Raw genomic sequence first — 11,904 nt, forward strand, 5'->3', positions numbered from 1 at the left:
TTTTAAGGCTCGTTCAATATTTAGCATTCTTCTGGCCAATTTCTGCTTGAACCATTTTACCTTATTTCCCAACAACTCTAATGGATAAAATTCATTAAGTACCTCGTCATAATTAAAATTATTTGAATTGGAGGATTCAGGAGTCGTAGGGGCGAAGAGCGAATCGCCCCTACAGGAGTCAGAATAGTTTTGGTCAATTCACTTGTTGTAATTATTTTAAGTTTAATTTTGCTTACCTACTTATCATTAACAATCACAAAAAAATTAATGCTAAGTATCCATAGCTACTTTTTGTGCCTAGTTTGAAGGTAAAATAAAAGGCCATTTTTTCAATTGTAAAAATACTAAGAATAAATTCTGGACAGAGCAGTGAAAAATCAATCATGTTAGAGTACACTACAACTATGAATATTTAAAAAGCTTTCTGTACTTAATATTAATTAACAAACAGAGGTAGAATTACTGAAAAACCTTGATATTGCACACAAAAGAGTATCCAAAATTTAATTAAAGTATTATGACATCTGCATCTCCAAACCACATAGCAACAGAGTACACCACAATCCCAATAGAGGACGTGGAAGTCATAGAGGGTAGCAGCCATCAGGTGCATCGTCCCCAAGATGATTCTGGTTATAAAAATCCTGACATTAATAATAATAATGCAGATCACCCTAAAAGTAACTCAAAAGTTAATGAAAGTAGTGCATTAGTTCATCCTACTTCTGGGGCGAATTTCTCAGAATTTCTGGCTCCCTTAACAAAAGACACTTTTGTCGAAGTTGTTCAAGATGTTGAAGCCAAGCTAAAAACAGTTAATCAAACCCTTGGGATGCTCAACAATTTGTTAGAGGCTCAAGGATTTGATGCAATTCTACATGAAATGCTACGTTCAATTACTCTAAAAACAGGAGAATTATTGAACGCAGACCGAACAACAATTTGGTTATTAGATGAAGAAAAAAATGAACTTTGGTCAACAGTTGCTCAAGGTGCTAATGGCAAACCATTAGAGTTAAGAATTCCAGCAAATGTAGGGATAGCTGGAGAATCAGCCCAAGGTAAAAAAGTTATCAATATTCCTTACGACTTCTATGATGACCCTCGTTCAGCTTCAGCAAAAAAATTTGATAAACAAAACGGATATCGAACTTACAGTATGGTAGTAATGCCATTATTGCAAGAAGAAACTGGGGATTTAATTGCAGTTGTCCAACTTCTAAATAAGTTCAAACTAGATGAAGAACAATATGAATTATTAGAAGACAAAATAGATGTTAATGGATTTACTGAAGAAGATGAAAGAGTATTTCGTGAATTTGCTCCTTCTATTAGCTTGATATTAGAATCTTCTAAGTCATTTTATGCAGCTACCCAAAGACAAAGAGCAGCAGAAGCTTTAATGAAAGCTGTAGACTCCCTCAGCAAAAGTAGCCTAGACTTAGAAGATACTCTGAAAAAAGTCATGGATCAGGCCAAGGAACTGATGAATGCAGACCGCAGTACCTTGTGGCTCATAGACAATGATAAAAATCAACTCTGGACAAAAATTCCGATTGATGGTAAGCGAATTGAAATTAGAATAGCTAAAGATAAAGGTTTTGCTGGTATGGTAGCTACATCTGGGGAACCGCTACTAATTCCTTTTGACGTATATAAAGATTCCCGTTCAGTTACAGCCAAAGAAACAGATGAAAAAACAGGTTATCGTACTTGCAGTCTATTATGTATGCCTGTTTTTAATGCCGATCATGAATTAATTGGTGTGACTCAGTTAATTAACAAAAAGAAACAAGGAGACTATCCAGCCTACAACCCCGCAGATTGGCCAGAGGCTCCAGAGCAATGGAAAGCCAGTTTTAATCGTAATGATTTAGAGTTTATGAGAGCTTTTAACATTCAAGCTGGTGTAGCTCTGCAAAACGCTAAATTATTTGATACAGTCAAACAAGAACAACAAAGGCAAAGAGACATCTTACGCAGTCTCACCAATGGCGTAATCTCTACTGACAAAAAAGGTACAGTCATTGCCACGAATGAAAGTGCTAGACATTTACTAGGAATTGGTGACACAGATATATTAGCAGGTAAATCTGTAAAAAATTTGGTGTGCCTCAAGGAAGGTGAATTTTCTAAATGGTTAGATATAGCTCTCTCTCCTAATGACAGTAAAGATTACCAGCAGTATTACCCAGATCAAACCTTGTTACCTGAAGGAGATTTAGATCCTCAAAGTATTAATTTGTCAATTAACTCAATGATTGATGTTTTGGAACCAGACAAGGTAAATGGCGTGTTAGTGGTGATGGAGGACATCAGTGGAGAAAAGCAAGTTAAAAATTTGATGTATCGTTACATGACACCAGAAGTTGCAGAACAATTATTAGCAACTGGTGATACTGGTTTAGGAGGTAAACGTCAGCAAGTTTCTGTACTTTTCAGTGATATTCGTAGCTACACTACTTTGACAGAAAGCATGAGTGCCGAACAAGTTGTTAGTATGCTGAACGAATATTTTGAAGAGATGGTAGATGCTGTCTTTAAATATAAAGGCACCCTGGATAAATATATAGGAGATGCCTTAATGGCAGTATTTGGATCTCCAGCTCCCTTAAAAGATCATCCTTTGTGTGCAATGAAAGCTGCTGTGGAAATGCGCCAACGCCTACAATTATTTAATGAAGAGCGTCTAGCCAACAATAAAAAGGCCATTAGTATTGGTATGGGGATTCACTCAGATGAAGTAGTTAGTGGTAATATTGGCTCTAGTAAACGTATGGAGCTAACTTCTATTGGAGATGGTGTTAACTTAGCCTCTCGCCTTGAAGGTACAAGTAAACAATATGGCACAGATTTAGTCATCAGTGATAATACTTATCAACTTTATAAAGAAAAGCTTTGGGTTCGGGAATTGGACTTGATTACTGTGAAGGGAAAAAGTAAACCTGTCAGAATATATGAACTTTTAGGTTTTAAGGAAGGCGATCTGAAGCAAGAATTGACTGATAAACAACATCAGATTGTTGGACATTATCATCAAGGACGGGAGTATTATTTAATGCCATCCAAAGAGAAAAATTTAACAGATGATTCTATTAAGGAATTTTTTGCCAAAGCTGAAGCTGAATTCAAAGAAGTTTTAAATATCGATCCAAATAACAAAGCCGCTAAGTTACACGTTGGTCGTTGTCAGCTATTTCAGGCCGAACTTCCTCAAAAAGATTGGGATGGAGTCTGGAAATTAACTGAAAAGTAAAAATTTCTCTTTAAATAATAATTTTAGCTCCTGTATTTTGAAACAAACCAACCCTAGTTATGAATAATTTAAGTTCCCACTACTCAGATAGTGAGTGGGTAGAGCAAGTTAATAAGTTATTGGTTGAGATTGCCAGTATTTCTGTCTCAGATCAACCCAAGCTACCAGAAAATATTGCGGAAAGGGCTCTACCACTGGCAAACAAAGCAAAAAGTATCCAAGAAAAAGCTGATAGCCTAATTATTCCTTCAGATTCCCTAGAATGGGTAGGAAAGGTACGTCAATTTTTGTTGGACTTATCTCGTGCTTCCTTGGCAGATATACCAAGACTACCTGTAAGTATAGGTCAAAGATCGCTGGTATTAGCAAAAACAGCTCAAGAGATTAAAGACAAAGTTGCTAAGACAAAATCTTAGTTGTTAATAGTTAAAGTGTAGATGAACTTAAAAATAGCATCTATAATAGAACTTGTATTGCAACTAACAATTTTAAGTTTTTTAGAAATTTCCTGAATATGGAATCAGATAGTCAACCTCCTAGTTACTCAGATGATAAACCTCCTCAAAGGATTGCAAATATTTTGGGAACGGCGATCGCTGTATTAACTTTGGCATTACCTTTATTAGTTATTGCTCGTTATTCTCATAGTAATATCAATGTAATTCCTCAAACGTCTTATGAATTGTCTGGGTATGAATGATTTCTGAATAAATTTCTAAGAACTTTAGTTTCAATTTCTATCTTACTTCAGCCTATTAAGGTTACTCTAACTAAACCTGCTTACTTAGATATTAAATAAATTTGGTTGATACTCTTTTTCTTCGGAAGATTAAGAGTTCAACCACAGTTTTCAACCCATATAATTAATTCTGTGCTGGGAAATGTAGATGTAGCTCAATAGACTGCTAAGGTTAAGTTATGAGTTTTTATTGAGAATTTTAATTATCGGAAATTTTTCAATGCTAATTAGGGCTTGTCCATTAACTCTCAAAGCATTTACCGAAATATTGTGGTTTAAAGCCTCCCCTTTTAAGGGGATAATAAATAAAAATTTTCCTGTTCGTCAATCCTCTTCTTTTCAAGGAGAGGTAATTCNATTGTGGTTTAAAGCCTCCCCTTTTAAGGGGATAATAAATAAAAATTTTCCTGTTCGTCAATCCTCTTCTTTTCAAGGAGAGGTAATTCGCGCATTCTAAATTCTTAATTCTTGAAAGATAAATACAGTAGCCTTTTTTGTCAAAAAAAGTGCCAGCTTTTCACTTTGTTAGACCTACAAAAAGTTAACATTTGGGGCAGAATAATTGGAGAAAAATCAAGGGATAATTTTTCTGATTACCTCCTCTATAATTCCCATTTCTCCTGTACATCACCAATCTGAAAGCTCCCCTATCTGAGGACTGACTCCTACCCTGACCAAAATACTTTTTCAGCAAACCCGAATTCTTCTTTAAAGGTAACAAAGCTAATAACTGAACACTGTTTCGCACCATTCTCGAGAAAATGCTTAACTTACAGCAATTTCGGAGTTAGTGAGGTACAAAGCAAAGACTTCCAGTCTGTTAGTAATTTTGGTAACACAAGCATCCTGCTTGTTACAGCAAACGAAGGCTGAACTGCAAAAAATGTACCTCAGCATCCTCAAAAGTGCTGTAAATTATTAAAAATTACTTTGATCAAAAATATGATTATCTAAAATAACCAACAAATCCTCAACACTAGCATTATGATCTAAGAAAGAAAATAAATGTTTATAACAAAGCCTACCTTGTTTGTCTAGTACAAATTGCCCTGGTAAAGGTGCCCCCAAAGCTTGACCAACCTTGTAATTTTTAAACGCCTGACAGCTAGAATCACTAAGTAAAGGCATTTTTAAACCTAGGTCTCTAACAACAATCTTACTTTGTTCCTCATCCGTACTGGTAATCATTAATACTTCTACTCCTCGCTCTAAAAACCTTTCATAATTGTTATTTAAAGCCAAGATATGAGGGAAACAAAATGGGCAATACTGCTTTTCAGTAAAAATACGAGTCAAGGCAACTATAACAGGAGTTACTCCCCAATAGTTTGATAATCTAACTAATTTACCATTTTTAATATCTGGTAATTCAAAATCTGGCGTTCTTTTTCCATGCTCCAAGCCATTAATAGCTGGAATAGGTAATAAATTTTGAAAAAAACGTTGATTTAGTAAACCCCTAAAGTCATAAGAAGTTAGCATAATCAGAATTAATTAAAACTCAAAAGTTCAAACCTTAATTTTTTNGGAATATCTTTAATATTTACAACTCCAACAACTTAAGTAAAATCATTTCAGCTACAGTGTTGGAGTAAATATTTTATCGAAATTATCAGGTACTTTATAAACTGACTAAAAAAATTTATTCAATAGCAGCAAAAAATTCTTTCGACTTAATTGGATCGGGATTCATAGTTTTATCCCCCGGTCTCCAACCCACAGGGCAAACTTCATCTGGATGAACCTGTACATATTGAATAGCCTGCAAACTTCGTAGTGTTTCATCCACATTGCGACCAAAAGCAAAATTATTAATCGTTGCGTGCTGGATAATACCTTCTCTATCAATAATAAATAATCCCCGCAGAGCAATACCAGCTTCTGGATCTAAAACATTATAGGCCAAACTAATTTCTTTCTTAATATCAGATAATAGGGGATAATTAAGGTCTCCAATACCACCAGATTTACGATCTGTTTGAATCCAAGCTAGATGTGAAAATTCACTGTCTACTGAAACTCCGATAATTTCAGTGTTAAGTGACTCAAATTCTTTGTAGCTATCGTTAAAGGCCGTAATTTCTGTTGGGCAAACGAAGGTAAAATCCAAGGGGTAGAAAAATAAGACTACATACTTACCACGATAATCAGACAGTTTAATTGTCTCGAATTCCTGATCTACTACGGCTGTAGCAGTAAAATCTGGAGCCTCTTGGCCCACACGCAGGCATTCGTCTGTCATGATTTAATTCTCCTTATGAAAATAAGTTGATAAATTCTTTACTATAAGCTGTCCTTAACCTAACAGTTGTAGGAGCTTCTAGTTTGAACTACTAAAACTTCTATCAAGAAGCTGATATTAGTACAGAATTTAACCTAATCAATCAAGTTGATTAGTCATCAGTTAACTGTTTGAATTATCAATGTCTTAATCATAATATCATCTAAGTTTTATTTGAAGGAAGCTGCCCTCAAAGTTTTGCTACTATACAATTTTACTTTCTGTTGTTAGAGCCATAAATTGCTACTTTACCTACAATAAATATCCAGTGTCGGCAGAATCATCAAAACACAGCCCCCATCTGTCAAATGGCCATAAATGAACTTGACAGCACAATAATCATATCAATCCCACAAACCTTCTAATAAGTCAAGAAATAGGGAAAAGCCTTAGCTTTATAGTAGCTATTTTAGCACATTTACTGTGCAGAAGAACAATAAAAATGAAATAGAATTAGCTCATAAAAATAACTCATAATTTTTGCCAATTACCATAGCTATACTCAAAGATATAACAGATAAATTATGTGAAGAATATGGCATCTTAATTTATAGAAACTGACGAAAGTTATACAAGTATTGCTTAATTTTTGGATGGTAATTCAATACCTACTTATGGTAAAAAACCCAATGAGTGGAAACCTTCAGGAAAAAGAACAAAGGGGGGTTTGTGTAGATTCACTGCCAAGTTAGGTGGTAATTTAAACCACTATAACCTACATTCCGCACTTCAAATAGAGTACAGAGATTTGGGTTCAAAGGAAGAAGGCTCATATTATCTAGGAGAGAAGGAAGAAGGAAGAAGTAATGCAAGTCATGAAGTGAAAACCGCTATAATTTACAGAGTATAAATACTGAGAGAGCTAGGAAATTTTGTGCTACCTTCTATCCCACATTCCGCAAGACAAAATGTAGTATGTGACAGTGGTTACACTTGAGTCAGTATTTATGCTGAAGAAAAAAAATATTAATACTGTCATCCTAGAAAAGACTCTGAAAAAAAAGGATGAAAAATGTGAGTAGAAGTAAGTAATTTAGATCCAGATCGGATTAGTAGCAGGAATCATTGATGAAATTGGTATAGAAAAGAAAATTAATGAATTGCTAGGGGAAAAGTAACAGAAAAAATTACAGCGGGTCAAGTTGTGAAAGGAATGGTTCTCAACGGACTAGGGTTAGTCTCATCCCCATTATATTTATTTAATAAATTTTTCCAAGGAAAGGCCGTAGAACATTTTGTAGTGGGAAATGTTGGCTATAAATATATCAGAAAGTAGGCCACTTCAAGGCGAGGCTTAAATCCCAATTTTTTGGTCAGCTAAGAAGAGAAGCACTAACTAGGATTTATCGCGTTTGGTAGTAGAATTTGGCAAACCAAATCCCTACCATTAATCTCTTTCACTTAAATCCCGTGATTACTCAACTCAAATATTAAAATTAATAGATATGGCTCAGGCGGGATTTGAACCTGCGACCTTGGGCTTATGAGTCCCCTGCTCTAACCTCTGAGCTACTGAGCCTAATTTTTTTGCCATTTATAATAGTAGCATACTATCCCATGGTTTCGTCAAGTCTTTCGTTTTTTTTCTTACAAACTAAATTAAACTCAAGGCCAAACTTTTTTTGGATGTCAATTCCCATTTCTATGACTGGAAATGGGAATGATTCATACCATTTCACGGAACTCAAAAGTCAAAAGTAGAATTTTAATGGCTTAAGAGTTAAATTATACAGTAATTTAAGCTTATTATTTCAGATTATCACTTGCCGACTATTTGTGACATTTTTCAAGTGAATTGGTATCAAATAATCTAATTATAAGCCATTCTAGAAGGTAGATAAGCCATTGGGTTGACTGCTCCATTGCCCTTAGGATGGATTTCAAAGTGTAAATGTGGTCCGGTACTACGTCCGGTACTACCCATTTTCGCAATCAACTCACCCTGAGCCACCTTTTGACCTTCTCTAACTAAAATTTGGCTATTATGAGCATAAACTGTCAGACTACCATTAGGGTGCTGAATTTCTACCAGATAACCGTAACCCCCACTATTCCAGTCAGCATAAGTAACAATACCAGGAGCTGCTGCAACAATCGGAGTACCAGTTGGTGCAGCTATATCAATACCCCTGTGCATTCTTCCCCATCGCCAACCATAACCTGATGTCAATGCCCCTCTTGCAGGCCAGCTATACCCGGTAAATTGCATCGAGCCTCCAGGTAAATAGGTATCAGCTTGACCCAAAGGTGGCAAATCTGGAGAAACCATTTTTCCGATTGAAGGGTTATTTAGAATCTCATCAGCATTACCTCCTATCGGTGCTACAGCCTGAATTTGCTGACCTGCTACAGGTAGTTCTTTGACAACTGTAGCCGGATTTCTCCTTTCCAGTCTATTAGTTCTTATCTCTTCAGGCCAATTTCTGGTCTGGGAACTGCTAATTTCTACCTGATAAGTTGGCTGTAAGTATCTATTATTTCTGTCTGTAGGAGTTTGACGATTAATAGGTAGGTTATTTTCTGAAGATAGTGGTTCAGGTACTGGAATAGTTGTTGATTCTGAATGAGTTAGCTGAGATTCTTCCAAATCTTTTTGAGCATTATATTCCTGTCGTAGCCTAGTAATTTCTGACCTTAAACGATTGGCATAAGGATTTTCTTGATTATCTGTTTGAGCTACTGGTAATAATTCACTATCTTTAGTATCACTAGCAACTTCTGTTCGTTGAACAGGTTGGTTATTACTAAAATGGACTTGATTTTCTAACTCCAGAGCAGGATTGGGCTTAGATACCTGTGATTCTAGATGAGTAGGCCATACTTTGCCATTAATTAGGGGAGTTTTAGGTCTATCTGTAGCAACTGAATGTTTTGAAGTTATAAATTCTTTTGATTTGTGATTTATTTTGGACTCTTTATGACCTGCATCTTGAGACCAAGAAACAAGCTTTAAACTTCCCGTTGTTGAAACTTTAGGTGCAGTAACATTGGGTATACTATATGATGNATTCTAGATGAGTAGGCCATACTTTGCCATTAATTAGGGGAGTTTTAGGTCTATCTGTAGCAACTGAATGTTTTGAAGTTATAAATTCTTTTGATTTGTGATTTATTTTGGACTCTTTATGACCTGCATCTTGAGACCAAGAAACAAGCTTTAAACTTCCCGTTGTTGAAACTTTAGGTGCAGTAACATTGGGTATACTATATGATGAATAATCAGATTTGATAATAGGTCTCTTGGCTTCTGGAAAATCAGGTTGATTATTTGTAGTTTCCAGGGGAGGTTGATTCAATTCTTCTTGTCCAAAAGAATATGATTCTAGGTCACCAGAATGACCAGTTGTAGAACTTGCTAAAGTTAATGAAGAAGAAGATGGTTGCTGAGGAATTTTGAGTAATTTCGCAGCTTCAATTACATCTGGATCTTTAATCTGATTAATTTTAGCCAATGCTCCTACAGATACATTGTGCTGACTAGCAATTAAACTCAGTGTGTCCCCAACACGCACTTTGTACACCAATGAAACTGGTGTAGATGTCATTCCTGAATCAATAACTACTGCCCCTTCTACTTTTGTCTGTTGAGTCTTGATTGACTCTTGAGAAATATCTCCTTCACCATCAGTTATTTCTCTAGCAGCAGAATTATTATCTATTTTNATGCTCCTACAGATACATTGTGCTGACTAGCAATTAAACTCAGTGTGTCCCCAACACGCACTTTGTACACCAATGAAACTGGTGTAGATGTCATTCCTGAATCAATAACTACTGCCCCTTCTACTTTTGTCTGTTGAGTCTTGATTGACTCTTGAGAAATATCTCCTTCACCATCAGTTATTTCTCTAGCAGCAGAATTATTATCTATTTTAGGTGTAGCTATTTGTAGCTGTGGTTCTGCAACAACTAAATTTTCTGATTTTTTTTCATATATATTTTCTAGGAATTTCTTTTTTGATGAATTAAAAGGTTTTCCTACAGACTCAGAAACAGACTCCTCATACCTCCAATCCACCGAACTTCTTGCCGGGCGGTTTTTTTGTTTTTGAACAGGGTTAATTCCTGTTTTTAACTCCTCAACTAGCTGGCCATCAGTGCTGATGGTTTTCTTTTGTTCTTTGGCTAACGATCCGAAAGCAGGCAACTCATTAGTTTGCAGTTGATTCAGTTTTTTCTGTTTAAGTTCTACAGGAAAAAAGGATTGACCTGATTTTTGTACTGACGGCAGAACAGTTTCAGGTTTAGTTAGTCCTACTTCAGAATCACTATTTCCTTCAGTATCTACATAGCCTTGGGTCAATTTTTGCAGTAGTAGACCTTTGGGCCTATTAACCCCAGTAACATTTAGTTCTGGAATTCTTACTACAGAAGAATATTGTTGATTTGTATCTACTTTAGGGAGTTCTACTGCTACTGCATGATCGCCTTCCCCTGGGAAGAGAATGCCTGATGCACCCATTGTAGTTGAGATAGCAGCAAGTCCAATCATCGCAGCAGAGGAACAAGCCTTACTACTACCTACATTTGTTTGTTTAGTCTGTTCAACATTTGCTTCTGTGTGAAATTCACACTTAGCAATAGACTTACTCTGATTTGGAAATGTTCGTTTCACAGAACGACCTCCTATTGACAAGCGTTTAACTGTTCTGAACCTTCTTTTGTCAACGATCTAGGTCACTTAGTATTAGAGATCCAGATCACTGTAAATCATCAGGCTTAGGCTAGGTTATCTTGCTTTGATNAATTCACACTTAGCAATAGACTTACTCTGATTTGGAAATGTTCGTTTCACAGAACGACCTCCTATTGACAAGCGTTTAACTGTTCTGAACCTTCTTTTGTCAACGATCTAGGTCACTTAGTATTAGAGATCCAGATCACTGTAAATCATCAGGCTTAGGCTAGGTTATCTTGCTTTGATAAAAAAAGCAAGGATAATTGTAACTTAATTTTGATGTAATGACTCAAATCAAAGAAAATAATTAACTTTTGGCAAACTAATATAGAGCAATATCTTTGCCCCTAGTTTGCTATTGCCCTATTTTCAATTAGCAATTAGTCCAGTTATATTTTTCTATTTTTCTTTATGTTTAGTCCTGTATTAAATACCCTCTAGATTCAGAGGAAGATTTCAGGAGGAAACATAATCTAAATTTTGGTATACAACAACTTGTTGTCCTTGGCAATTGACACAGTTATAGAAATTTCTTATGGGTATAGACTAGAGTTCACATAGCACTCTTCAGCACGGTTGTGTCGAAAATGTCTATACAATTAGTTAGGCAATAGGTATCACGGGTAAAAGCTTCAAACTTTTTATCTCTAGCGATATAGAAATACTATTTAATTTTTTCCTAGTCTTTTGATACTTAAGTATAAAAGTATCTAAAACCATCCATCTCAGCTCTACTTCTTTAATTATCACAACCCATACATCATCTTGCCTAGAGTATTCTCTCGGTTATATATAAGTTTTTTTTATTTCTATTTGTTTCAGTATTTCCTCAGTTTGAAATAACATTCAAAACTCAGGGTTCAAAAGAGAATTAAAATATTTAGGAGCAATCGCAAAAAACTAAAAAGTAGTAGTTATACCATGTCCGGTTGAACACTTATAATTAAGAT

8 protein-coding genes, 1 tRNA gene and 1 pseudogene are annotated in these 11,904 nt (G+C 35.5%); 5 read left to right on the forward strand and 5 right to left on the reverse strand.

Translation table 11 applies throughout. The annotated features are described in order from the left end of the window. Nucleotides 1-517: 517 nt before the first annotated feature. The 3 genes from AFK68_RS27480 to AFK68_RS27490 all read left to right on the forward strand — a co-directional run bounded on the left by AFK68_RS27480 (nt 518) and on the right by AFK68_RS27490 (nt 3,956). Nucleotides 518-3,256 carry an adenylate/guanylate cyclase domain-containing protein gene (locus tag AFK68_RS27480; RefSeq protein WP_094676800.1) on the forward strand — a complete coding sequence of 913 codons (2,739 nt, stop codon included), beginning with the start codon at nt 518-520 and terminating at the stop codon, nt 3,254-3,256. A gap of 59 nt (nt 3,257-3,315) precedes the next feature. Beyond that, nucleotides 3,316-3,672: a hypothetical protein gene (locus tag AFK68_RS27485; RefSeq protein ID WP_094676801.1), complete on the forward strand. Its 357-nt coding sequence runs from the start codon at nt 3,316-3,318 to the stop codon at nt 3,670-3,672. Nucleotides 3,673-3,770: 98 nt separating this feature from the next. Next, entirely contained in the window at nt 3,771-3,956 is a 186-nt protein-coding gene (locus AFK68_RS27490; protein ID WP_094676803.1) for a hypothetical protein, read from the forward strand. Nucleotides 3,957-4,913: 957 nt separating this feature from the next. Here the strand turns inward: AFK68_RS27490 and AFK68_RS27500 are convergent. Together AFK68_RS27500 and AFK68_RS27505 are read right to left on the reverse strand one after the other, a co-directional pair. Further along, nucleotides 4,914-5,477: a redoxin domain-containing protein gene (locus tag AFK68_RS27500; protein ID WP_094676807.1), complete on the reverse strand. Its 564-nt coding sequence runs from the start codon at nt 5,475-5,477 to the stop codon at nt 4,914-4,916. Nucleotides 5,478-5,637: 160 nt separating this feature from the next. Next, nucleotides 5,638-6,237 carry a peroxiredoxin gene (locus AFK68_RS27505; protein ID WP_094676809.1) on the reverse strand — a complete coding sequence of 200 codons (600 nt, stop codon included), beginning with the start codon at nt 6,235-6,237 and terminating at the stop codon, nt 5,638-5,640. A gap of 628 nt (nt 6,238-6,865) precedes the next feature. Between AFK68_RS27505 and AFK68_RS39990 the strand changes: the two genes are divergently transcribed. Then, entirely contained in the window at nt 6,866-7,126 is a 261-nt protein-coding gene (locus tag AFK68_RS39990) for a hypothetical protein (protein WP_094676811.1), read from the forward strand. Between the two features lie 276 nt (nt 7,127-7,402). Next, on the forward strand, nt 7,403-7,552 hold the full coding sequence (locus tag AFK68_RS46690) for a DUF4277 domain-containing protein (RefSeq protein ID WP_371357591.1): 150 nt from the start codon (nt 7,403-7,405) through the stop codon (nt 7,550-7,552). A gap of 170 nt (nt 7,553-7,722) precedes the next feature. On the opposite strand, the gene AFK68_RS27520 is transcribed toward AFK68_RS46690, so the two are convergent. From AFK68_RS27520 to AFK68_RS46700, 3 genes and pseudogenes are all read right to left on the reverse strand, one after another. Continuing rightward, nucleotides 7,723-7,795, reverse strand: a tRNA-Met gene (locus AFK68_RS27520). Nucleotides 7,796-8,086: 291 nt separating this feature from the next. Beyond that, nucleotides 8,087-8,545: a M23 family metallopeptidase gene (locus AFK68_RS46695; protein ID WP_094676819.1), complete on the reverse strand. Its 459-nt coding sequence runs from the start codon at nt 8,543-8,545 to the stop codon at nt 8,087-8,089. Nucleotides 8,546-9,283: 738 nt separating this feature from the next. After that, nucleotides 9,284-9,821: pseudogene (locus AFK68_RS46700) on the reverse strand (LysM peptidoglycan-binding domain-containing protein); the annotation flags it as partial. Nucleotides 9,822-11,904 lie beyond the last annotated feature (2,083 nt).

Origin of the sequence: Hydrocoleum sp. CS-953 (genome assembly GCF_002260545.1) — a bacterium.
Taxonomy (GTDB): domain Bacteria; phylum Cyanobacteriota; class Cyanobacteriia; order Cyanobacteriales; family Microcoleaceae; genus Trichodesmium.